At 49.3% G+C, this 23,916-nt stretch carries 18 protein-coding genes; 14 read left to right on the top strand and 4 right to left on the bottom strand.

Going from position 1 to position 23,916, the window contains the following annotated elements; genetic code table 11:
- Window positions 1-85: 85 nt before the first annotated feature.
- From MHH25_RS28295 to MHH25_RS28270, 6 genes are all read left to right on the top strand, one after another.
- Window positions 86-2,089, top strand: coding sequence for a beta-galactosidase (locus tag MHH25_RS28295; RefSeq protein ID WP_340018658.1), 2,004 nt, complete (start codon window positions 86-88; stop codon window positions 2,087-2,089).
- A 347-nt stretch (window positions 2,090-2,436) separates the two neighbouring features.
- Entirely contained in the window at window positions 2,437-4,227 is a 1,791-nt protein-coding gene (locus MHH25_RS28290) for a sensor histidine kinase (RefSeq protein ID WP_076319256.1), read from the top strand.
- Window positions 4,224-5,333, top strand: coding sequence for a response regulator (locus tag MHH25_RS28285; protein WP_245838288.1), 1,110 nt, complete (start codon window positions 4,224-4,226; stop codon window positions 5,331-5,333). Before MHH25_RS28290 ends, MHH25_RS28285 begins: the two co-directional genes overlap by 4 nt.
- A 147-nt stretch (window positions 5,334-5,480) precedes the next feature.
- Complete coding sequence (locus MHH25_RS28280) at window positions 5,481-6,761, top strand: extracellular solute-binding protein (protein WP_076319255.1); 1,281 nt, start codon at window positions 5,481-5,483, stop codon at window positions 6,759-6,761.
- 179 nt (window positions 6,762-6,940) lie between these two features.
- Entirely contained in the window at window positions 6,941-7,825 is an 885-nt protein-coding gene (locus MHH25_RS28275) for a sugar ABC transporter permease (RefSeq protein ID WP_047840741.1), read from the top strand.
- Entirely contained in the window at window positions 7,822-8,649 is an 828-nt protein-coding gene (locus tag MHH25_RS28270; protein WP_076319253.1) for a carbohydrate ABC transporter permease, read from the top strand. The genes MHH25_RS28275 and MHH25_RS28270 overlap by 4 nt, the downstream gene beginning before the upstream one ends.
- Before the next feature lie 159 nt (window positions 8,650-8,808).
- Here MHH25_RS28270 and MHH25_RS28265 read toward each other — a convergent pair whose 3' ends face one another.
- Window positions 8,809-10,302 (bottom strand): PLP-dependent aminotransferase family protein, encoded by a 1,494-nt coding sequence (locus tag MHH25_RS28265; protein ID WP_076319252.1) that lies wholly within the window; start codon window positions 10,300-10,302, stop codon window positions 8,809-8,811.
- Window positions 10,303-10,437: 135 nt separating this feature from the next.
- Between MHH25_RS28265 and MHH25_RS28260 the strand changes: the two genes are divergently transcribed.
- Window positions 10,438-11,046 (top strand): LysE/ArgO family amino acid transporter, encoded by a 609-nt coding sequence (locus MHH25_RS28260; RefSeq protein WP_076319251.1) that lies wholly within the window; start codon window positions 10,438-10,440, stop codon window positions 11,044-11,046.
- A 213-nt stretch (window positions 11,047-11,259) separates the two neighbouring features.
- Here the strand turns inward: MHH25_RS28260 and MHH25_RS28255 are convergent, their stop codons facing one another.
- The 3 genes from MHH25_RS28255 to MHH25_RS28245 form a co-directional block, all read right to left on the bottom strand.
- A complete protein-coding gene (locus tag MHH25_RS28255) occupies window positions 11,260-12,096 on the bottom strand; it encodes a methyl-accepting chemotaxis protein (protein ID WP_076319250.1) in 837 nt (278 codons plus the stop codon).
- A gap of 381 nt (window positions 12,097-12,477) precedes the next feature.
- Window positions 12,478-13,479: a GTP 3',8-cyclase MoaA gene (gene moaA / locus MHH25_RS28250; RefSeq protein ID WP_100528370.1), complete on the bottom strand. Its 1,002-nt coding sequence runs from the start codon at window positions 13,477-13,479 to the stop codon at window positions 12,478-12,480.
- 119 nt (window positions 13,480-13,598) lie between these two features.
- Complete coding sequence (locus MHH25_RS28245; protein ID WP_340018657.1) at window positions 13,599-15,824, bottom strand: methyl-accepting chemotaxis protein; 2,226 nt, start codon at window positions 15,822-15,824, stop codon at window positions 13,599-13,601.
- 444 nt (window positions 15,825-16,268) lie between these two features.
- Here MHH25_RS28245 and MHH25_RS28240 point away from each other — a divergent pair, with 444 nt between their 5' ends.
- The 7 genes from MHH25_RS28240 (at window position 16,269) to MHH25_RS28210 (ending at window position 23,910) form a co-directional block, all read left to right on the top strand.
- The gene (locus tag MHH25_RS28240; RefSeq protein WP_340018656.1) at window positions 16,269-17,093 is read left to right on the top strand and encodes an ABC transporter ATP-binding protein; all 825 of its coding nucleotides are present in this window, start codon (window positions 16,269-16,271) and stop codon (window positions 17,091-17,093) included.
- Window positions 17,074-17,886, top strand: a complete 813-nt coding sequence (locus tag MHH25_RS28235) for an ABC transporter permease subunit (protein ID WP_340018655.1) — start codon at window positions 17,074-17,076, stop codon at window positions 17,884-17,886. The genes MHH25_RS28240 and MHH25_RS28235 overlap by 20 nt, the downstream gene beginning before the upstream one ends.
- Window positions 17,883-18,821 carry an ABC transporter permease gene (locus MHH25_RS28230; RefSeq protein ID WP_244988424.1) on the top strand — a complete coding sequence of 313 codons (939 nt, stop codon included), beginning with the start codon at window positions 17,883-17,885 and terminating at the stop codon, window positions 18,819-18,821. Before MHH25_RS28235 ends, MHH25_RS28230 begins: the two co-directional genes overlap by 4 nt.
- Before the next feature lie 140 nt (window positions 18,822-18,961).
- A complete protein-coding gene (locus MHH25_RS28225) occupies window positions 18,962-20,026 on the top strand; it encodes an ABC transporter substrate-binding protein (RefSeq protein WP_340018654.1) in 1,065 nt (354 codons plus the stop codon).
- Between the two features lie 237 nt (window positions 20,027-20,263).
- Window positions 20,264-21,637 (top strand): aspartate aminotransferase family protein, encoded by a 1,374-nt coding sequence (locus tag MHH25_RS28220; RefSeq protein WP_340018653.1) that lies wholly within the window; start codon window positions 20,264-20,266, stop codon window positions 21,635-21,637.
- Between the two features lie 97 nt (window positions 21,638-21,734).
- The gene (locus MHH25_RS28215; protein ID WP_076319243.1) at window positions 21,735-23,024 is read left to right on the top strand and encodes a M20 family metallo-hydrolase; all 1,290 of its coding nucleotides are present in this window, start codon (window positions 21,735-21,737) and stop codon (window positions 23,022-23,024) included.
- A 4-nt stretch (window positions 23,025-23,028) separates the two neighbouring features.
- Window positions 23,029-23,910 carry a nitrilase-related carbon-nitrogen hydrolase gene (locus MHH25_RS28210; protein WP_076328716.1) on the top strand — a complete coding sequence of 294 codons (882 nt, stop codon included), beginning with the start codon at window positions 23,029-23,031 and terminating at the stop codon, window positions 23,908-23,910.
- The last annotated feature ends 6 nt before the right edge of the window (window positions 23,911-23,916 follow it).

Raw genomic sequence — 23,916 nt, 5'->3', positions numbered from 1 at the left:
AAACGCTACCATTATGGATTGGAATATGTCAACTCTTGCACACGTCAAGATCATTATATTTTCCACCCAAAAAGGAGATTAAATCATGGACAAATTATTATATGGCGTAGCTTACTATGATGAATATATGCCTTACGAAAGATTGGACAAAGACATTCAGATGATGAAGGATGCAGGGATCAACGTGGTCCGTATTGCAGAATCAACCTGGAGTACCCATGAACCACAGAATGGCGTATTTGACTTCTCTTCCGTAGACCGTGTGCTCAATGCCATGAATGAGGCAGGGATTCAGGTTATCGTTGGCACACCAACGTATGCTGTTCCTACATGGATGGTCAAGGAACATCCGGACGTGCTGGCTACCACCTCACAGGGACCTGGCAAATACGGCGCAAGACAGATCATGGATATTACACACCCAACCTATCTATTCTATGCTGAACGGATCATCCGCAAGCTGATCTCTCGGGTAAGCACACATCCAGCGGTCATCGGTTATCAGACAGATAACGAGACGAAGCATTACAATACGGCCGGAGATAATGTACAACTGCAATTCGTCAAATACATGCGGAACAAGTTCAGTTCTCTGGATGAACTCAACAAGGAATTTGGCCTCGACTACTGGAGCAATCGAATCAATAGCTGGGAAGACTTCCCGTCTGTTGTAGGAACGATCAACGGTAGTCTTGGCGCTGAATTTGCCAAGTTCCAGCGGCAGCTGGTAACCAACTTTTTGGCTTGGCAAGTGGGGATCGTGAATGAATACAAACAGGAAGGACAGTTTGTTACCCAGAATTTTGACTTTGATTGGCGTGGGTATTCGTACGGCATTCAAGGGGATGTGGATCATTTTGCCGCATCGAAACCTTTTGACATCACCAGTGTGGACATCTACCATCCTTCCCAGGATGATCTGACGGGCATTGAGATTTCATTCGGCGGCGATGTGGCGCGTTCCACCAAACAATCGAATTATCTGGTACTGGAGACCGAAGCGCAGGCGTTCTGGCATTGGGTTCCCTATCCGGGACAGCTGCGTTTGCAGGCATTCAGTCATCTGGCATCAGGGGCGAACATGGTCGCTTACTGGCACTGGCATTCGTTGCACAATTCCTTTGAGACGTATTGGAAAGGATTGCTCAGTCATGATTTCGAACCGAATCCGGTGTACAACGAAGCGAAGACCATTGGTAGGGATTTTGCCCGACTCAGTCCTAAGCTTGTGAATCTGAAGAAAAAGAATCGGGTGGCCGTGCTGTTCAGCAATGAGGCCCTGACTTCCATCAAGTGGTTTGGGTTTAACTTCACCAGTGACAAGAACTACAATGACGTGGTGCGCTGGATGTACGATGAATTGTACAAGATGAACATTGGCTGTGACCTGATCGATCCATCGGTTGAGAGTTATGCGGAATATGATGTGCTCGTTGTACCTGCTCTGTATGCTGCTTCGGATGCATTGCTGGAAAAATTGAATCAATTCGTAGAGCATGGCGGACATATCGTCTACTCGTTCAAAAGTGGATTTGCAAATGACCATATCAAGGTACGCTCTACCCGCCAGCCCGGCCTGATTAGTGAGGCATGCGGGATCAGCTATAACCTTTTTGTAGAGCCAAAACATGTTTCGCTGCGCGATGATCCATTCAAGGTTGGTGAGGAGCAGAACCAGGTTCTCACCTGGATGGAACTGATTACGCCGACAACGGCTGAAGTACTCGCTTGGTATGATCATCCACATTGGGGTGAATATGCGGCAATTACCCAGAATGCCTATGGAAAAGGCAAAGCCACCTATGTCGGCTGTTACACCAGTTCTGCGGTGATCCGTAAGGTGTTGGAACGTGTCATGAAGGAAGCGGGCGTCTGGGGAGCGGATCAGGAGCTGGCTTTTCCTATCATTGTGAAGACAGGTGTGAACGATGAGGGGAACACGATTCGCTACTATTTCAATTATGCGGATGAGGCAACATCTTTCGTGAATGCTTATGGAGAAGGGACTGAACTTCTGGCAGGAATCCCGATTGCTGCAGGAGAGAAGATCGAACTGGAGCCATGGGGCATACGGATTATCGAACAATAATAGGAAATAATAGAGTAGGCAATGGATGTTGAACTATAAATTTACACAAAAACGGAGATGACAGAAATAACATAACGAAGCGGAGCTAAAAGCTTTCTGAAAGAAAGCTGCATCGGAAGCATATACCTCGCCTTTATCAACGGATTTTCCCCTTAGAAAAGGGAATCAAAAAAATCCGGTGATAACAGCGATCAGAGGGTTGTTCTGACCACGTAGTGATCTCGTGTAACCATTCATTCTATTGTATAACGTGATATTTTAACATTTCCAAACGAATATAAAGACCAAAGCGCCCTCAGCTTCCATGCTGGGGCGTTTGTCTATTTTAGCTCAGGAGTGGATGCGCTGTGTTTACCGAATGTTATCGGAAGCTGATAGATCCTTTCAAACGCAGCATTCGCAATAAGTTGATTCTTACCATGACGCTGCTGGCCGTTGTGCCCGTCATTGCCATGACCGCTATGGCAGCTGAGAATACCCGCTCTTCCATGGAAGAGGAGATTATGGAGACCAACCGAGCCAATATGAACTGGGCCTCCATCTATCTGGGTGAACAGTTCGCCCGCATGAACAATATTATCTATTCGATTCAGATCAGTGACGAATTGCATCAATATCTGGCGTTGAACGAAGAAGCGCCTGCAGCCAGTCGGTTCGATGAACAGAAGGCCATGTTCAATATGCTGAACAGTGTATACTATTCTGCTGGCAATTATGTATTTGGTGTTGAACTCTATCTGAAGGAATTGGACACCCTGTTCACCTTCAACTCCATGGATTCTCGCATCAAAGCGGTATCGGAAATACCGGAAGGGTATCATGAGCTTTTTGCACAACATAAAGATTTTACGATTATCAATGATCCGGACGATCCGCAAAAGTTTCACATGACCCGCAGCATGAACCGCTTCGAGGATCAGGCACAGATCGGTGCCATCAGTCTGGAGGTCAAGTGGGCTGAGTTCAATCAGACGCTGGAGCTGCTGGATAGCCGGGGTGACTATGGGGTATACATTGCTGACAGCACGGGCAGTCCGGTCTATCAGCCAAACCAAGAGATTCAGCCGTCTGCGGAAGCACTGGAGAAATTGGCAGGCACAAAAGAAAGTTCGGGCTTCATCCGGACAGCCAAGGAATACGTATTCTTTCACTCCATCGAGCCGTCAGGACTGCGTGTGGTCAAGATTGTACCTGCCCATGTCGTTAACGAAAGTGCTTTGGACACGATGAAATACGGACTGGTTGTGGGTGGCCTGGCCACTGTCATATCTGTGGGACTAGCTGCGCTCGTAGCCTGGCGTACATCGAAACCCATTGTCAGACTGGCGAATTCCATGAAGGGTATTCAACTGATCAAGGACAGGGAAGTGGTGCGAAGTGGCCGGGTAGATGAGATTGGTCTGCTGGAGAAAAATCTGCACGGCATGGCTAGTCGTATCCGGGAACATATTCGCGACAACTATCTAATGAATCTGGAGAAGCAGACGGCCGAGCTCAAAGCACTGCAATCACAGATCCATCCGCATTTCCTACAAAATACACTGCAGATGATTGGCGGCATGGTCTACTCGCAAAAACCGGCAGACAGTTACAAAGTCATTCGAGCCTTAAGCGAGATGTTTCGTTATATTGTGCGAGCGCCGGATGGACTGGTGCCCCTGCAGTCTGAACTCGATCAGTTGGAGCATTATATGCTGATTCAGAAGCAACGTTTTGCCGGCAGGCTTGAATATACACTGGAGATTACCGGAGAACTTCGGGCGTGTTATATCCCCAAGTTGTCTTTGCAACCCATTGTGGAGAATGCATTTTTGCATGGTCTGGAGAAGAAACAGGGCGAATGGAAGCTGGGCATTGAGGTCGTCTGTGAACCTTCAGATGTAACCATTCGAATTTGTGATAACGGCGTGGGTATGGATGCTGAGAAACTAACGGAGATGCAGTCCAGACTGGAGCGGATTACCCGGCAGGCTGATCGGGTGTGGAGTTCAGGTACAAGTATTGGACTGGTCAATGCGGCCTCACGAATGGTAATGCATTTTGGACCTGAATATGGGATGAGCATAGAAAGTGAATACGGACAGGGGACAAGCGTTACGGTACGAATCCCCTGCAATACAGGAGGCGAAGCCTTGTGAACAAGGAACTGTACAGAGTGCTGTTGGTGGATGATGAACCGTGGAACCGGGATATTTTGCGTAACCTAGGAGATTGGAATGAACTTGGCATGACCGTTGCAGGTGAGGCAGAGGATGGCGAGCAGGCCATTCAACTGGTCAAGCAGCATCAGCCTCACATTATCATTACGGACATGCGCATGCCCGGCACAGACGGTGTGGAGCTGTTGCAGACGCTTAGCGGACAATACCCACAGATCAAGGTGATCGTGGTGAGCGGATATGATGACTTCAATTATGCAAAACATGCGATCCGGCATCGGGCTGCAGATTATCTGCTCAAACCGGTGAATCCGGATGAACTGAATGGTGTACTTGCTAAATGTGCAAAGGAATTGGAAAAGGTTAAATCAGCACCTGAATCATGGGAATCGTACCCATCTTCGTTCGCAGGTGAGTTCTCCCTGTTTCAGCAGCAGGCTCGCTTGCGGTTTAATGACCTAAACGGTCAGAGTCTGCGTGAGTGGTTCCAGCAATTACAGCAGAAGCTGGAACGATGCGAGATTAACAGACCTCGGCAGCTTGGAAGGGTGGCTCATGAATTACAGGCTTTGCTGGACGAACTGTGCGTCTCCAATGGCTTGTACGAGCGGCCCGAAGCAACGGCGCTACCTCCTGCGTCTGCGCTGGCTTCCATCGAATCCACGATCACATGGATTTCGACTCCGTACTATCAGGCTTTGGAGCAGCTGATTGCGCAGCGTAAGTTCAAGAATAAGCTGAACCTGGACGAGGTGAAGCAATACATTGAGCAACACTGTATGGAGATGATTACGCTGGAGCAGCTCGCCCAGATCTTTTTTGTCAGCAAGGAATATCTCAGTAAGGTATTCAAGAAAGAGTATGAGGTGAATGTGACCGATTATGTTGTCCAGTTACGTATGACGAGAGCGAAAGAATGGGTGATGGATGAACAGATTCCGTTCAAGCATATTGCCGAGATGGCGGGTTATGAGGATGTGTCTTACTTCTATCGAGTGTTTAAGAAGCATTTTGGAGTTTCACCGGGAGAGATGCGGAAGGGACAACCTCGTATGTCAGGCAATTCAAGCAGTAGTACGGAATGAGTCGTTCGAGAGAGCATTTGCGGCAGGATTAAGGTTTAAAATAATCCAATACACAAGTCTAATTTTGTCCAATGAAGCGCTTTCATTTTCTGATATATAATGAGCCTATGAAAGACAAACCAGTTACACACCGGGAGGTCATAAGAGATGAAAGTATGGAAAAGCGTAGCAAGTGCGTTACTGGTCAGTGTTCTGCTCGCAGGTTGCGGTTCCAATGCAGGAACGGACAATGGGCAGGAGGAATCGGCATCAGGCAGCACGGTATCACTCAAAGTATTCGTTGCACAACCTCGGCTGAAAGAACACTACGACAAATATATAGAACAGTTCAAAGCTAAGGAGAAAGCAGAGAAAAACATTGAAGTGAACGTGCAACTGGAGATGCCGCCTGCGGATAATGCACCTCAGATTCTGAAGACACGACTCGCCTCCAATGATGCACCGGATGTGTTCGCCTTGCATGCGGTCAATGAGATTCCACCGTTCAGCAAAGCTGGATATCTGGAAGACCTGTCGGGCCAACCTTTTGTCGATAAGCTGCTGGATTCGGTTAAACCCTCCATAACGGATGCGGAGGGTAAAATCGTAGCTATTCCATTGGAAACAGTATCATGGGGCTATCTGTACAATAAAGATATTTTTGAAGAGCAAGGGCTGGAAGTGCCAACGACGTTAACAGAAATGAAAGCGGTCGTGGAGAAACTCAAAGCAGCCAACATTACACCGTTTGAACTGTCTTACAAAGAAGCCTGGATTCCGCAATTATTCCTGCCACTTACTGTGGGTGCATTAACTCAATCTGAGCACAAAGATTTCGTGGAGAAGATGAATCAGGATCAGGGCTCCTTCTCCGATATGAAAGCATTGTTTGATATCTTTGATCTCGTCAATGCCAATGGAACGGACAAAGCGCTGGAAGTGGGCGGAGATGATGGTTCAGCAGCCTTCGCATCAGGAAGCGCCGCGATGTGGATTCAGGGACCATGGTTTGCCGAAACCATTCTGAAGTCCAACCCGGACTTGAACTTTGGTGTAGCACCAATGCCGATCAATGATAATCCGGATGATACCAAAATCAATCTGAGCACCTCCACTTCACTGGCAGTATCGTCATCTAGCAAAAACAAAGAAGTGGCACTCGATTTCGTGAACTACATTCTCGATGACAAGGATTCAAGTGCATTCTTCGAAGCGCTCAAATTCAATCCGATTGCCAAGATCCATGACTTCAAGAGCTTCCCGTGGGTAGACGATGCACAGAAATATGTGAGTGAAGGTAAAGCTTATGAGGACCCATCCCTCCCTCAAGCGGTGAAAGACGAGTCAGGCAAAGCGTTGCAAGGCTACTACTCTGGGCAATTAAATCAACAGCAGGTTATCGATGCGCTCGACAAGGCGTGGAAATCCTACAACAAAGTCAACAAGTAAGGAGCTGTGAGGAATGGAGTATCCGCTTTTGTTGGCAAATCTCAACGGTCTGAGAGTTTTGTCAACAAATGAGCGGTACTTTGTTTCGTCAGAGTCTTCAAGCAGATGATACGGCAGGCAGAACGTTCTTTGTTCCCTCGTTTACAATCATCCGCTTTGAGTGAAAAGGGGGAGAACCAATGGCTACGAATGTGTTCAAGAAGTATCTGTCACTGCTCGCGTTCACTGCGCCTGCCTTTGTCATCTATGCGATTTTCCTGCTGTATCCCACGTTTAGTGGTATGTTCTATAGTCTGACGGATTGGAACGGACTCAATCAGGATTACAGCTTTATCGGTCTGGGCAATTTTGTGGAATTGTTCAAAGAAGATCCTGACTTTCTGAACTCTCTGTGGTTCACGATGAAATATGTAATATTTATGCTGATTCTGCAAAATGGAATTGCCTTGCTGCTCGCTGTGTTGATTGAGTCACGAACGCGCAGCAAAGGGCTTTTCCGGACGTTGTTCTTCATGCCTAACATGATCAGTACAATCATCAGTGCTTTCATGTGGACCTTCATCTTCTCTCAGGTGCTGCCACAGCTCGCAGAGAAACTGGCTTTTTCGTTCCTCGACCAGCAATGGTTGGGTGATCCGAAGTTTTCATTTTACTCCATTCTGATCGTATCGCTCTGGAACGGTGTAGGGTATATGATGATCATCTATCTGGCTGCTCTCCAGGGTGTGCCGAAAAGTCTCAAAGAAGCGGCTGTTATTGATGGGGCCAACGCATTCCAGGTACTGCGCAATGTGGTGTTGCCAATGATTACTCATGCCGTGACCATCTGTTTCTTCCTGACGCTGAACGGAGCATTCAAAGTGTTCGAAGTGGTGTATGGACTGACTGGTGGTGGACCGGGCCGGGCCACGCAGGTGATCACGATGAACATCTATGAAGAAGCATTCTCCAACAACTTCAGATATGGCTATGCGAGTGCCAAATCGGTTGTGCTGTTCATCATCGTACTCATCTTTACACTCATCCAGATCACCGTCATGAAGAAGAAAGAGGTGGAAGCATGAGGATGCAACGACTGAACAGTTATCTGATTCGAGTGCTGCTGATTCTGGGCTCTCTCGTCGCCATGCTGCCGATCTACATGGCGGTGGTGAACTCTTTCAAAACACAGGGTGAGATGTTCCAATCTTTTCTCGCGCTGCCAACAACGTTGCACTGGGAGAATTATTCGGACGCGTTTAACAAAATCAATCTGTTGGGCAGTTCCATGAACTCGGCAATTGTATCCTTTCTGGGGATCGGGGGAATTGTCTTCTGTGCCTCACTTGCGGGATACAAGCTGTCACGTACCTCAGGCCGTTTGAGCAACCTGATCTTCTTCCTGTTTGTTGCGTCCATGCTGGTACCGTTCCACTCGATCATGATTCCGCTGACACGGGTAGCCAAAGGCATGGGTGTACAGGGAAGCACGTACGGATTGGCCCTGATCTATATCGGACTTGGCGTGAACATGGCAATCTTCCTCTATCAAGGGTTTGTGAAGTCCATTCCGCGTGAATTGGAAGAATCAGCTCAGATGGACGGATGTAATGAGTTCCAGACATTCTTCCAGATTATCTTCCCACTCTTGCTGCCGATCACAGTCACCATCGCGATTCTGGACTTCCTGTGGATCTGGAATGACTTCTTGTTGCCACTGCTCATGCTGACCGATGTGAATCGTTATACGCTGATACTGTCCACGAACATGCTGTTTGGTGAATATAACAAGGAATGGCCATTGATTCTGTCCTCCCTGGTACTGACTGCGATTCCGGTTATTCTGATCTATGCGTTCTTCCAGAAGTTCATCATGGAGGGTATTGCGGAGGGTGCGGTCAAAGGATAGAACGTTCAAAGGAATACCGCAGCGCATCTGGTGTTTGCCCGTTGTGTTATTCGGCCAAACTTTCGAAACTTACGCAAATAGCCTTGATCTGAAGGACATGGTCCTTCCAGGTCAAGGCTGTTTTTTGGTTGTGAAATCAGGAAACAGCATTGGTCGTAGTCAGGAGCCAGAATCCATAAGCCTGTGGACAGCTTCTGCGAGGCATTGCAGTCCACGCTCCATCTCATCAGGGGAAGCATAGGCGTAAGAGAGCCGAATGTGACTCGCATCCAGCCGATCATACAGATAGCCAGGGTGGATAAGTATATCCTGCTCCAGACAGGTATGGAACAATTGACGGATAGAGAGCGGAGAGACAGTGAATTGCAGCCAGATGTAAAACCCGCCAGCGGGTATTTCCCACTCCGCAATGTCATGAAAGTACTGTCGCAACAGATCCAGCATGAAGTCTCTGCGTTTGCGAAGTTCAGGACGAAGGCGTTCCATATGTCCAGCGTGATGTCCTTCTGCGAACCACAGGGCAGCAGCTTCTTGGGCGAGTGAACTGGTACCATAATCGGTCTGCATCTTGATATCTGCGAGACGACGAATGACCGGCTCTGGCCCAACCAGCCATCCGAGGCGCAGTCCAGGACTGACTGCCTTTGACAGGGTGCCCATATGCAGCACCCGTCCTTCCTGGTCACGCGCCTTCAGCGATGACGGAGGAGGTTTATCCAACCACAGATCACTGTAGGCGGCATCCTCCAGTATGGAGATGCCTAGTGTTCGAGCGGTGGTCATCAGTTCTTCCCGGCGGTGATCACCCATCACAGAGCCGGTGGGATTATGGAAGCTCGGGATCGTATAGAGAAGCGAGATGTGGTCTTGATCTTTGACATGCTGCGCCGCGTCCTCCAGACGTGCAATGTGTACGCCTTCGTTATCCATCGGGATACCACTCATTTTCAACCCTGCTGACTGAAAGGCGTGAATCGAATAGAGATACGACGGTTTTTCCAGCAGAACCGCTGATCCGCGAGGGAGCAGTCCGACCGAAATCAAATGCAGTGCCTGAAGAGAGCCCGATACGATTAGTATGGAATCTGGAGAGGCTTGAATGCCGGTAGTCTGCAAATGGACGGATAAAGCCTCACGAAGCTCCAAGCTTCCTTGAGGTTCCAGATAGTTGAGTGTACGAGAACGATGGGACAGGGAGTACAGAATGTCGTTGAAAGCATCCTGAGGCATCAGTTCCGGGGAAAGCTCCCCTGTACCAAGACGTATGATGCCAGGTCGGAATTCAGCCTGATTAATCTGCTGGATCTCGGGCAGGTTGGGATAATACCAGCCCTCCTCAATGGCTTCATTCCAGTTGGGCATCGCTTCGTGAGCCATACCATGCCAACCGGAGCCGGAAATATAGGTTCCCCCGCCATGTCTGCCTTCAAGTAGACCCGCGGCGGCCAGATTATCCAGGGCGGTGACCAATGTACTGCGGTTTACGCCCATGGACTTAGCCCATAATCGCTGTGAGGGGAGACGATATCCTGCGGACCATTCGCCCGTTGTGATTTTCTGCCGGATATAGGCTTCAATCTGGCGATATAAGGGCAAGTCGAGAGAAGGGTTCGGCTTCCACCCCATGCTTAGCCGAGAATCAGAACGTTCCATAACTGGCAGAATCACCTCCGTTTTTCTTTGTAACGAACACTATATCATTTGGTTGGGTCTGATGCCATCCAAGTGGTTGGTTACGTCAGCCATCATCTGCCCTACTATGGAATACAGAGATAAGGGGGAAGCGCGATGGAGGTTGTTATTCACGCAGTGGTTCTGGCGTTTGGCCTGATCTTGCCACTGGGTGTGCAGAATGTATTTATTTTTAACCAAGGCATGAGACAGAGGCGTTATATACATGCCCTGCCTGCTGTAATAACGGCAGGGGTCAGTGATACGTTGTTGATCGGGGCAGCCGTTGGAGGGGTGTCGCTCATTTTGTTGCAATGGCCATTGCTAGCGAATGTGATGTATGCAGTAGGAAGCTTGTTTCTGCTATATATGGCATGGAGTATTTGGAGGTCGTCCGAATCTGTGGAAGGTTCGCAAACGGTAATGTCAGCAGGGCGACAGATTGCGTTCGCAGCATCGGTATCTTTACTCAATCCCCATGCTCTGCTGGACACGGTTGCCGTGATTGGCACCAGTTCACTTCAGTATGAAGGGGTGGAGCGCATTTATTTTGCCCTAACAGCCGCGGCTGTATCGTGGATATGGTTCTTGGGACTTGCAGGCGCAGGCAGGGTGATTGGCAGAACGGATCGAACTGGACGCATCAGTCTGGTGTTTAATCGGTTCTCCGCTGTGGTCATGGTTGGGCTTGTGTGTATGATGCTGTGGAAGCTCATCTATTCATAGAAGGACCGTGATGTGGCTGGCACAACTTGTTAAAATAAAAAAACTCCCCGTGACGTTAATCGCACGGAGAGTTCAATGTGGATGCTGAATTTGGTAATCAGCATAGCCTGTTGAATTAGTTATTGAGTAGGAATATGTAGTGCTCGATAATGCATCGGTATTGCGTCTCTTATATATGGTTAGTCATTTGAGTTAAGTTCATCGTAATCGGATCTATTCCGCCTTCAGCAACATGGATTCAATAAACACTTTCAGATCACGGCTTACACTGTTCAACTGATCAATGACCTCGCTGAACTCGGTTACCAGCACCGCCTGTTGGTTGCTAGACTGTGAGATGGATGTGATCTCCTGCTCCATCTGCTGAATGGAATGCTGAACATCTTTCAAGGAACGTTCGATATTCACCGTAGCTTCTTTGGTACCTGTAGAAAGTTTACGCACTTCAGATGCAACGACGCTGAATCCGGCGCCTGCTTCACCTGCTCGGGCCGCTTCGATGGCTGCATTCAGGCCGAGCAGATTGGTCTGTTCCGAGATTTCACGGATGAATGCGGCGACTTTGTTCACTTCGCCTGAGTTCTGCACAGCCATGCGGGTATTATCCAAAATCTGCGTGGAAGATGCCGTCAATTGCTCGGATTGGGCGGCTACCGTCTGCACCATATCTGTTAATTTTCCGCTGATACCACCGATCAATTCAGTGAAGTGCTCCAGTTTTTCCTCGTTCTGAAGAGAGAAACCAATGGCAAGTGTACCCACGATATTTCCTTGCTCATCCCGAAGCGGGGTGGCCGCCGAGTTGATTGATGTGCCATAGAATTTTGCATCAATTCGGTTCGCTGAAGTCTCCCCATGTATAAGTGCCCGGCGGAGTGTAGGGTCATCGAGAGAAACGGGGTCTCCTGCCTTGATGCCCAGATCAAGCTCGTTGCTGGGAACATAATACCAGAACTTCTCCGTGTCAGTTACTGCAATCATGATATCGTGTTCTTTGAGCATAATTTTAAAATACGGACTCGCTGCAACGAGTGCTTCAACAATGTTCAATAAGGTTCAGCTCCTATAGTGTATGTGTGCATATCATCTAGATGTATGTATATACATCGTCAGAATTATCGGAATCTTGAAGACCCAACAAGGGCAATAAGGTATATTAATTAAATTTTTAACAAATGAAACAGGAGAATTGATGATTTTCAGGAATTTATGAAAACATAACGAAAAAGCAGGCGAGAACAATCAAGTTCTCGTCTGCTTTGCTATCCACTTATTCTGTGCAATGCTCCATGTCCCGTGATCCATGCTGATTTACGTAAGGGTTCACCCCATCAGCGTTACCTCACTCCGTTGTATGCAGATTTCATCCTGACGGGTACAGATAGTATCTGTGCGCAGGAATACGCGGTTGAGTTATATTACGTACGGTTGCTATCCGCCAATCTGGGACATGCGCCGTACCGTCGGCGTATGAGATTGCATTTTTTGTTCCAAAGCCAGAGCCATCTCATGATTCTTTGGTTTCGTACCCAGCGCTTTGAGGAAAAGCGCCGCCATGGCATTCGGATCATCCACGAAGCGGCGGACATTATACTCATCGGACCAGTAGAGGCAGGCTTTGATATGTCCGTCAGCGGTCAGCCGAAGTCGGTTGCAATTGTCACAGAAGTGATCGCTCACGGGATGAATCAATCCAAATGTGCCTTCGGAGCCCGCAATTTTCATATTGCGTGATGGGCCATTGCCCGCAGGGCCTGTTGTATTTTCTACCGTCCAGCCTGCTTCAGCACATACATCTGTCACGGCTTCCAGCGGCAAATAAGATTTGCGCCATGAATCCGAAGCCTGTCCAATCGGCATATATTCAATAAAACGCACATGAAGAGGTTGATCAATCGTCATTGCAATAAAATCCTTGATTTCATCATCGTTGATACCCTTCATCAGCACAACATTCAGCTTGATCGGAGCAAGGCCAGCGGCTGTTGCAGCTTCAATGCCTTTCAGTACCTTGTTCACATCTCCGCCGCGGGTAATCATGGAGAAGCGATCAGCTCGCAGGGAATCCAGACTGATGTTAATCCGGTTCAATCCAGCGTCTTTCAATGCCTGAGCTTGCTTATCCAGTAGAAGAGCGTTAGTAGTCAGGGCAATATCGTCAATCCCGTCAATTGCCGAGATCATGCTGACGAGCTTATGCAGATCCTTGCGTACCAACGGTTCGCCCCCGGTGAGTCGGACTTTGCGCATGCCCATTGGAGCAAGCACTTTCAGCACCTGTGCTATTTCTTCGTAGCTCATAATCTCATCATGTGGAGCAAATTCCATGCCCTCTGCAGGCATGCAGTACACACAGCGTAAATTACAGCGGTCCGTAACAGAAATACGGATGTAGTCATGTATCCGGCCAAATGAATCCTGAAGCAGTTCCATGCAGACCACCCTTTCATCGGTTCAGATTGGAAATCTTCTATTATAAATGATACGACAATTTCAAAAGGAACAGTTGCATCAAATTTTAGCTATTTCTCCAATCCGCGTCAACGATGACGTCAGATGACAGCATTTTTGGCAGGGTGATTTAGATGGAATTGTCCCACGAGTTGTTGCAGAAAGACCGTAATGGCTTCCACGTTATGCGAAGAATGCTGAACCTGCAACATATCACGGATCAGCTCCATCATCTCGGCTTCTACCTCGGCAGAAGTCGCCCGATTTTGATGGCTGATTGCAGCAATATTCTCCATCAGCATGACCACTTGATCCACGACTTGTGTGCGCTCAGGTTCTTCAGCGGTAGCGTTTTTCAGAAGTTGCGAAGCGGCCTGAACCAGTGTCGTTCCCTCAGCAAGTACCTGATCCCCCTCTGTGATCAATTGGGATGCAGCTCCTGCTGCCGTTGAGATTCGGTCCAGAATCTGATGAATATTTTCCGTAGAAGAACGGGATAATTCGGCCAGCTTGCGGATTTCCCCTGCCACGACCGAGAAGCCTTGGCCATGTTCGCCCACGCGTGCAGCTTCAATGGTAGCATTGAGAGCCAGCAGGTTCGTCTGAGCTGAAATTTCATCAATAATAGCCAGTGCACGGTAAATCTCTTTCATCGTATCCATAAAGGACAGGATGGTACGGTTGGTATCGGATACCGCTCCTGAGATTTGGGTCATTTTGTCGCCGATTCGTTCCACTTCCTGCTGGGCCACGCCGATCTGTTCGGTTGCAGAGGTCTCCAGTTGTTGCAGCGTTATGCGCATGTGATCGGCAGCGACCCTGGCCTGGTCGAGATCTTCCAGTTGAGTGCGAATGGCCTGAATCATCGAACCAAGCTTGTGGTTTACACGCTCAGTCGTACCCTGGGTTGTCTCTGTTGAAGTTCGCATCTGATACTGGTTGTCCATAACGTCTACCGTGGCAAGTTGTACCTTCAGCATAATGCCTTCCAGAGAGTCAATCATGTTGTTGATCCACTTCGCCAGTTCACCCGATTCGTCTTGGGCAAAAGCAGATGTGTTCAGGCGCTGGGTTAGATCCCCCCTGCCTTCGGCGTTAATTCGAATAAATCGGCTGATGCGGCGCAAGTCTTCATGAACCCGTCGATATTGGCTACGATGCAGCTGTAATGCAGTGAAGAATCCGAATAACACATTAAAAGCGGCCATTGCTGCCGCGCTCCAACCACTACCAGTGAAGGCATAGACAAGAGCTGCTCCTGCAACGCCTGACAAAAGCGTGAAGAGACTGTGCTGCTTGAACTGGCGCCAGCCGATGCTTCGTATCCGATACACTTCCTCCAGATCCCCTTCACACATCATGCCCCAGCGATCAGGACAGTGTGGCAGCTGGAAGGTGATGCCTTTGCCGATCACAGAAATATGGCGATAATCCGAGTAGCCGGGAAAAGCTACGGACAGATTGGAACCATTCTGAATGGTGTTTGCTACTCCAGGGTGTAGTTCTCCGGTCGATGGGTCAGTGAACATGAGTTCCAGTTCGGTATGCTCCTTGACGGAAACGATACCCCATTCGGTGGTGACGCCATCTTTGAGATTTTCCCCATGTGTAAAGGTACGGTCTTCGAAGCGGCTTCGGGATAAGGCGGTGCCGGGTTGCAGATGGGGCCGTAATATCGACTCAGCCATAAAGAGGTAATTGTCACCGGAATCGGGATAGATATGACCTGATTCTCGTTGGATCAGGTCACCGAGTACATCCCCGGGAACACGGCTGCATAATGAACCGACATATCGACCTTCCTGCAGGATTGGGGAGATAAACAGCAAGGTGACATCATCGTGAAAAGCGGACGAGCGTGGACCAATATCCAACGTTAGTGGATCAGAATAAGGACCATACAAGCATTTTTTGCCCTGACGATCTGCTCTGGAGTATTTCAATCCTGGTCCAATTAAAGCTTCGTAATCTTCATAGATCTGTCCAATATGTTTCTTATATGTAGAGAATACCACCTGATTCTGTTCGTTCAGCATGAATAGCTCCGTACTGTCAACGGCTCGATTATAACTGGATTGAAACCATGCATCTAGTTTGCTAAGTTGCTGTGAACCTTGTAATACATCCTGTAATTGGACCGACTGTAACTGTTGGAGCAAACGATCCAGGTGATTCCATTGTTCATCTGCCCAGTCCATCATAAGCTGCCGTCTCGTTTCGGCAATCCCCTCAAAAATCTGTTCCACATCTTCCTTCATATGTTCATTCAACCAATACGATCGCCAGAGCGGCAATCCTTTTCTCCATCCCAGCCAATCAAACATCATGACCACCCCGATTTCTGGATTTGAAAGCTTCGTTCTACTGATCTTTGGATAGACCTATATATGTGATTTTCAAAGCGATACATGAATGAGGATTCCAACCTGTCTATTCAATCTTTATACAAGAAAACGAACAAGAATACGAGGGGATATGTCATATTTTCCGAATATTTAATCAATAAATACAAATGATCGTGCGCTTGTTGTTAGGTGAAATGTATGTTAGCTATCTATGAAGAAAACTCACATATATGTATCTGAGAATCCATTTCATTTTACATTGTGTAACATGAACAGGCCCATACTCAAAACACACTGTATAATGTATTCCCCGCCCAAAGCGATATAGTATTATCTAACAAGCAAAACCTGTTACGTTCGTGTATATAAATCTCCCATTCAGCCTTGGTGTGCAATGAAAACAACTTCCCACAAAGGAGAATGCCCATGTCCTCCATATCCTCAGCCACAGTCCCCGAAGCCTGCCATATTGATGTAGATCATGTGTCCGTTGTTTTTGGTACAGGTACACAACAAGTGACTGCCTTGTCGGATGTTACATTCCAGATCCATTCCAATGAGTTTGTCTCTCTGCTGGGCCCTTCCGGCTGTGGCAAGTCGACCTTGCTCCGGCTGGTGGGTGATCTACTTCAACCTACCTCAGGCACCGTACGCATTGCAGGTCAGGAGCCTGAGCGGGCTCGACTACAGCGACAGTTCGGCATTGTCTTTCAGACACCCGCCTTGTTCGATTGGCGCACCGTTCGTCACAATGTGGAATTGCCCTTGGAACTGCTGGGTACCCGCCGTAAGGAGTGCCGCCGCATTAGCGGTGAACTGCTTGAAATGGTGGGGTTAACCCGCTTCGCAGACCATTATCCATGGCAGCTCAGTGGAGGGATGCAGCAACGTGTATCCATTGCACGTGCACTTGCGCTTGATCCGCCATTGCTGCTCATGGATGAACCCTTTTCCGCCTTGGACGAATTCACCAAAGAAAAACTTCAATTGGAGCTGCTTGAGATCAAGCGTTCAACAGGCAAGACCTTCCTCTTTGTCACACACAGCATCCCCGAAGCCGTATTTTTGTCCGACCGGATCATCGTGCTCTCGGCACATCCGGGGCAAGTACATTCCATTCATTCCGTCAATCTGCCTTCCGAACGTCATAGTGAACTGAGAGAAACGGAAGCTTTCTACCACATGATTACAACCATCCGCAATTGCTTCTACGAGGAGCGTGATGAATCTCATGTCCCTGCGATTCTTTAAACCGGGTTATCGTTCATGGGTTGTCATCTGGATTACAGCGGTATTGGTACTGTGGGAAGCAGCCGCCTGGATGCTCCAATTGTTCCTGTCACCTCAGCAGGCCGCGTCTCGCCTTCCTTATCTGCACGAAGTCCTTGCGGCCCTTTTTCGGTACTCGGGTACGCTCGCAGAACAGGGGGCTGTCACGTTTGGCAATGCCGCCATTGGTTTTGCAGGGGGAACGCTGCTGGGTCTGGGTTTGGCGTTGCTCATGAGCGCGGCTGTCTGGCTGGAGCGCACGTTATCGCCATATGTAGTCTCCTCACAGATGGTTCCGGTCATTGGTCTCGCTCCAATTGTGTACGGTATTATCCACAACGCAGAGTGGGCCCGAATTGTTATGGCGGCGTATGTCACTTTCTTCCCGATCATCATCCATACGTTAAAAGGATTGAAAAGTGCAGCACCAGAGCACCTGGAACTGATGCGTTCCTGTGGAGCTTCACTGACTGCACGATATATCAAATGCCTGCTGCCCTCTGCACTGCCGGGACTATTTTCCGGTATGAAAATAGCTGCTCCGCTCGCGGTGACTTCCTCCATCGTTGTGGAATTGATGGGCGCTCCCGATGGACTCGGCGTCCTGATGGTCAGTTCATTATATTACGGTCATGCCCAAGTTGGCATGTTCTGGGCCACCATCATGCTTAGCATTGGCATTGGCCTGATCTCGTATCTGGCCATCAGTCTGGCTGAACGTTGGCTAACCCCTTGGCAGCCTGAATTTAGGGCCAAAGGAGGTCAGGCCACATGAGTGAAGGTAGTGTGTTGAGCCGGAAAAGTGATGAAGGTGTGTCGATTGCTGCTGTAACTGGCGCGGCTACGCCCCTCAATGGTTCACAGACAGCAGCTGCTCCCGGATCGGAAATTCATGGACAACGGGGACAAGCCGGAAAGGCTATACCGGACACCGGCGTTCGCGGGCGCTCGATTGCACTGAGCATGCTTCCTTGGGGGGCGGGTGTGGTGTTTCTCGCCCTCTGGCAACTCAGGTTGTTTCATTGGATATTCTCGCTGGAAAGCTACCAACTGCCTGTACCTTCCGCGATCGCGGCATCCATTCAGGAAAATGCCAACATGCTCTTTCGATATGCGATGTACAGCGGAACCGAAATGCTGGGAGGTTTTTTGCTCGGTTCATTGTTGGGTGCTCTGGCAGCGGCAGGTGCATCGTTCTTTCCAACAAGCGGCAGGGCGGCAGTTACGGTTTTGTCGGCACTGAACGCAGTTCCGATCGTGGCCCTTGCCCCGATTATGAACAATTGGTTCGGTGATGGGATCTGGTCCCGTATTGCTGTTGTCACGGTGATTACAATGGCAGCGATGGCTGTCAGCCTGTTCAAAGGGCTGACTTCCATTCAGCCGCAGTACAGTGATCTGCTGAGTGGCCTTGCTGCGAGCAGGATGCAGTTTTTTTGGAAGCTGAGACTGCCTCATGCCCTGCCTTCCCTCTTTGCCGGTCTGAAGATCAACATGTCGACCAGTATTATCGGGGCCATTGTGGGTGAATTTTTCATCGCCTCCCAAGGGCTGGGGTACTTGCTCTCGGATCAGATTCGACTGGCGAACATGCCCTTGGCCTGGTCCTGCATTGTCATCGCTGCCGCGCTCGGTATTGTGTTGTATGAAGCGGTTGTCCTGGCAGAAAAGCGACTCATTCCGTGGAATCGTGCACGCACAGATCACTAACATACATCAGGGTACCAACCATCCATAGATCGTAATACGTGATTGAGGTTGTTCAAAAAGTCCACGGTACTGAAAAGCAGACTTTTTGAACACGGACTGATGCTAGAAAAATCGTATATAAACAGGGGGTTGTTCTGTACATGTACAAAACGTTGAAGCCGGGTTTGCTGGTATTGGTCCTGTTGGTTGTTACGATGCTGAGCGCATGTTCTACGAAGTCCGAGCCGGCGGCTGAGCCTGTTGCTGCGAGTTCAGGAGGAGCGGGAGAGGCAGATCAACCCTTAACCAAAGTGAAAATTCAGCTGAAATGGGTGCCGCAGGCGCAGTTTGCTGGGATCTATGCAGCGAAGGAAAAAGGTTTTTTTGCAGATGAAGGCATTGATGCCGAGATTATTCCGGGTGGTCCGGATATCGTGATTGAGCAGCAGGTGGTTAATGGCGCGGCCGATGTGGGGATCACAGGAGTAGATAGTCTGCTGGTCAGCCGGGATAACGGTCTACCGCTCGTCTCGCTCGCCCAGATCTCACAGAAGAGTAGCTATCGCTTAATCGCCAAGAAGTCCCTGGGTATTACTGATCCGGCTCAGATAAAAGGTAAGAAGGTCAGTACCTGGTTCGGCAGTCAGCAGTTTCAGGTGCTCGCGTTCATGGAGAAGAATGGCCTGGATCCGAAGAAAGACATTGAACTGGTGAAGCAGGGGTTCACGATGGATCAGTTTTTCAATGATCAGGTGGATGTAGCTACGGCAACAATCTATAACGAATATCACGTTGTACTGGAAAGTGGAACGAAAGAATCCGATCTTGATGTGTTCAACATTGAAGATGCCGGTGTTGGCATGCTGGAGGATACGTTGATTGCCAAGAAGGATTGGGTAGACAGCAACCGTGAGCTTGCTGTCAAAGTAACCCGTGCCATTCTAAAAGGCTGGAACTACGCCATTGATCAACAGGATGAAACGGTGGATATCGTGATGAGTAATGTGACGGATGGCAGCACCACTCGTGAACATCAGGTAACGATGCTGGAAGAGATTGCGAAGCTAATTCGCCCGGAAGGATTTACGGAGCAGCAGGTCGGTAGCTTTGTGGATGAGTCTTTTGCCCGAACTGCGGATATTGCACTGAATTATGGTTTGATCAAAAAAGCCGCAAATCTGGATGAAGCGCTGGAGAAAAGCATCTATGAAGAAGCGGTGAAATAAGCGTGGACCAACATTACACGAGAACGAAGAGTGCAGAACCAATCTGAGGAAGCGAAGCGTGCGCTAAAAGCTTTCTGAAAGAAAGCTGCATCGGAAGCATACGCTTATCCCCAGATTTTTCCTTTAGGAAAAATGAATCTAGAAAATCGGGGGATAACAGCGATCGGAAGATGGTACTGCAATCGGAGTGGGCAAGTGTAAAGCATATTGGATCAGCTTATAGAAGGAGGATGACGAATGAGTTCTGTGGATCAGCAGCCGCAGCCGCTTGGCAGTACGAAAGAAGAGTGGCTGGAGAAGGATCGCAAATACGTGTGGCATCACATCTCGCCTCATAACGATCATCCGATGATTGCAGTAAGCGGGGAGGGCAGCTGGATCACTGATCAGGATGGTACACGTTATCTGGATGCGATGTCGGGACTGTGGTGTGTGAATGTGGGGCATGGCCGTGAGGAGATTGCGAGAAGTGCCTACGAACAGATGAAAGCACTCGCTTATGTACCGATGACGCAGAGTCATGAACCGGCGATTTTGCTGGCGGAGAAGCTGAATGAATGGCTGGAGGGGGAGTATCGAATATTCTTCTCCAACTCAGGTTCAGATGCAAATGAGGTGGCTTTCAAAATAGCCCGTCAGTACCACCATCAGAATGGTGAGCCTACTCGGCACAAATTCATCTCCCGTCACCGTGCCTATCACGGTAACTCCATGGGAGCGCTGGGCGCCACCGGGCAAGCCGCACGCAAGATCAAATACGAGCCACTCGGCGTAGGTTTCTCTCATGTTCCACCACCGTATTGTTACCGCTGTCCGTTTGGACGAAACAAGGATGGATGCGGACTCGAATGTGCAACCATCTATGAAGAGGTGATTCGTTGGGAAGGTCCTGAGACGGTTGCCGCAGTAATTATGGAGCCGGTGATCACAGGGGGCGGCATGATTGTACCCCCACCGGATTATATGCGTACCGTGCAAGAGATCTGTCAGCGCTATGGCGTGCTGCTCATTGTAGATGAGGTAATCTGCGGTTTTGGCCGATCTGGGCAGAAGTTTGGTCATCAGAACTATGGCGTACAGCCAGATATTGTGACGATGGCAAAAGGCATGACCAGTGCGTATTCACCGCTATCAGCAACGGCGGTGCGAGCCAATCTGTACGACACGTTCCGGGAACCCGGCCCGGATACCCATTTTCGCCATGTGAATACGTTTGGCGGGAATCCGGTATCCTGCCGGGTGGCACTGGCGAATCTGGAGATTCTGGAACGAGAGAATCTGGTCAGCCGGGCGGAGGAACTGGGAAACCTGCTTCGTGAGAAGCTGGAACCTTTGCTGGAGTTGTCCATTGTGGGGGATATCCGTTCATTCGGATTCGCCTGTGGCATTGAATTGATTGAAGCAGACGGATCTCCTGCGGAGGCGGATAAAGTAATGAAGGTACTCGCCAGTTGTAAAAGGGATGGCATCCTGATTGGCAAGAACGGCGATACCGTACCGGGGTTTGCAAACATTTTGACGATCTCTCCACCGTTTGTTACCACCGAGGATGAGTTGGATCTGATCGCTGGAAGTTTACTCGTTGCGCTACGTAGTCTGGACGCAGGTTAGTTGCCATACACAGGTACGACAGACGTTTACGGTTTAGCAAGCGAGATGAAAATTTTCATATCATTACGCGAAAATAAGCGCAAGGAGGCGAGGAAGGATGCAGACCACAACAGGCAAACTCATTAATCAGCTTCGGCTGAATGAGCGAATTGAGCAGTTGTCACAGATTGGCCGAATCGCGGAGACGGGTGTTTGCCGACTTGCCCTGACCCCGGAAGATATGGATGGCATCATACAAGTTCGTCTCTGGATGGAAAATGCCGGTCTGACGACGCGACTTGATCCGTTTGGCAATCTGATTGGTCGTCTGGAGGGTGCGGATCAGGCGCTGCCGCTCCTCATGATTGGTTCCCACATCGACTCTCAGCCTTATGGCGGTCGATATGATGGAGCGATTGGTGTGCTAGGCGCGCTCGAAGCAGTGCAATGCCTGATCGAAAATGGCATTCAGCCCCTAATGTCAATTGAGATAATTGCCTTTTGCGACGAAGAGGGTTCCCGTTTTAACAAAGGCCTGTTCGGCTCACGTGGCATAACGGGTCAGTTGGAAGAAGGCGAACTGGAGCGGCAGGATAAAAATGGAGTGACCCGCCGGGAGGCACTGGAAGCCTTTGGCTGTTCTCCTTCGGATTTTGAAGAGGCGATCTATCCGCCAGGTTCCATAGGCAGTTATCTGGAGTTGCACATTGAGCAGGGGCCGGTGCTGGAAGCGATGAATGCACCAGTAGGTCTGGTGACGGGCATCTCGGGTCCGTTGTGGCTTACGGTGACGATGAAAGGCATGGCGGGTCATGCCGGCTCCGTTCCGATGGGAATGCGGCATGATGCTCTGGTAGGTAGCGCCAAAGTCATTGCGGCTTTTGACGATATGGTGAGAGAAGACCCGGAAGCTCCAACTGTAGGTACGGTGGGAAGTCTGAGGGTGTTTCCAGACTCGCGTAACATTATCCCGGAGGAAGTCAGCTTCACGGTTGATTTACGAGACATGGAGATGGAGCGCAGGAACCGGCTTGAAGCCCGATTGATGAACATTTTGGATGACGTGAGTTTCCGATATGGTCTAACCTACTCGCTGACAGAGGATACGAATAGTGAGCCGCGGTATTGTGCAGAGCCAATCAAGTCGGTGATTCGTTCATCCGCGGAAGAGATTGGGGTTACTTTGCCAGAACTGATGAGTGGTCCGTTCCATGATGCGTTGGCCCTTTCGCTTGTGTGTGATTATGGCATGATTTTTGTCCGCAGCAAGGACGGCATCAGTCATCATCCCAGCGAATATTCCTCCCCGGAGGATATTGGACTCGGCACGGAAGTGTTATATCGCACCATTCGGAGGATGTGTAGTGGAGTGAACCAACCAACCATTTTACCTGAGGAGGCGTTGTGACGTTATGAGCAAAATCAGCATCGGATTAATCCAGGCTTCTCATGAGATTGAAGGTTCAGCTCCCGTTGAGGTGCATAAGGAGGCTGCGGTTCAGAAACACATTGTGCTGGTCCGTGAAGCGGCTGCAAGAGGGGCCAAGATCATCGGGTTGCAGGAAGTGTTCTATGGGCCGTACTTTTGCACAGAGCAGAATCCCAAATGGTATGCATCCGCTGAACCGGTGCCGGAAGGACCGACGACCAGACGTTTTCAGGAGCTGGCAAAGGAGCTTGTGGTGGTGATTATTTTACCTGTATACGAGGTGGAGGGCATTGCTTCGTATTACAATACGGCAGCCGTTATAGATGCGGATGGTACGTATCTGGGCAAATACCGCAAACATCATATCCCGCATGTGGAAGCAGGTGAGGGTACGAATGGGTTCTGGGAAAAGTATTATTTCAAACCAGGTAACCTTGGGTTTCCGGTTTTTGATACGGCCTACGTCAGAGTGGGTGTGTACATCTGTTATGATCGTCATTTTCCGGAAGGGGCACGATTGCTTGGGCTCGCAGGGGCAGAAATTGTGTTCAATCCGTCCGCTACGGTTGCGGGTACATCGGAATATCTGTGGAAACTGGAACAGCCTGCTCATGCGGTAGCTAACGGCTATTATGTAGCGGCCATCAACCGGGTTGGCGTGGAAGCGCCATGGAATATGGGTGAATTTTATGGACAGTCGTACCTGGTCGATCCGCGAGGCAGAATGGTAGCGATAGGCAGCCGGGATCAGGATGAGGTCGTCATTGGCGAGATGGATACGGAGATGATTCGTGAGGTGCGTAATGTGTGGCAGTTCTACCGCGATCGCAGGCCGGAAACGTACGAACATCTGGTTAGTCTGTAAAAGTAG

It is taken from the genome of Paenibacillus sp. FSL H3-0457 (genome assembly GCF_037981725.1).
In the GTDB taxonomy this organism is placed as follows: Bacteria; Bacillota; Bacilli; order Paenibacillales; family Paenibacillaceae; genus Paenibacillus; species Paenibacillus amylolyticus.
This window is presented reverse-complemented; position numbering and strand designations above follow the sequence as displayed.

Coding starts and splice junctions, on each gene's coding strand:
- MHH25_RS28210 (WP_076328716.1), top strand. CDS start 23,029: ATGAGCAAAATCAGCATCGGATTAATCCAGGCTTCTCATGAGATTGAA.
- MHH25_RS28270 (WP_076319253.1), top strand. CDS start 7,822: ATGAGGATGCAACGACTGAACAGTTATCTGATTCGAGTGCTGCTGATT.
- MHH25_RS28280 (WP_076319255.1), top strand. CDS start 5,481: ATGAAAGTATGGAAAAGCGTAGCAAGTGCGTTACTGGTCAGTGTTCTG.
- MHH25_RS28230 (WP_244988424.1), top strand. CDS start 17,883: ATGAGTGAAGGTAGTGTGTTGAGCCGGAAAAGTGATGAAGGTGTGTCG.
- MHH25_RS28265 (WP_076319252.1), bottom strand. CDS start 10,302: ATGGAACGTTCTGATTCTCGGCTAAGCATGGGGTGGAAGCCGAACCCT.
- MHH25_RS28245 (WP_340018657.1), bottom strand. CDS start 15,824: ATGATGTTTGATTGGCTGGGATGGAGAAAAGGATTGCCGCTCTGGCGA.
- MHH25_RS28220 (WP_340018653.1), top strand. CDS start 20,264: ATGAGTTCTGTGGATCAGCAGCCGCAGCCGCTTGGCAGTACGAAAGAA.
- MHH25_RS28215 (WP_076319243.1), top strand. CDS start 21,735: ATGCAGACCACAACAGGCAAACTCATTAATCAGCTTCGGCTGAATGAG.
- MHH25_RS28260 (WP_076319251.1), top strand. CDS start 10,438: ATGGAGGTTGTTATTCACGCAGTGGTTCTGGCGTTTGGCCTGATCTTG.
- moaA (WP_100528370.1), bottom strand. CDS start 13,479: ATGGAACTGCTTCAGGATTCATTTGGCCGGATACATGACTACATCCGT.
- MHH25_RS28275 (WP_047840741.1), top strand. CDS start 6,941: ATGGCTACGAATGTGTTCAAGAAGTATCTGTCACTGCTCGCGTTCACT.
- MHH25_RS28235 (WP_340018655.1), top strand. CDS start 17,074: ATGTCCCTGCGATTCTTTAAACCGGGTTATCGTTCATGGGTTGTCATC.
- MHH25_RS28225 (WP_340018654.1), top strand. CDS start 18,962: ATGTACAAAACGTTGAAGCCGGGTTTGCTGGTATTGGTCCTGTTGGTT.
- MHH25_RS28295 (WP_340018658.1), top strand. CDS start 86: ATGGACAAATTATTATATGGCGTAGCTTACTATGATGAATATATGCCT.
- MHH25_RS28240 (WP_340018656.1), top strand. CDS start 16,269: ATGTCCTCCATATCCTCAGCCACAGTCCCCGAAGCCTGCCATATTGAT.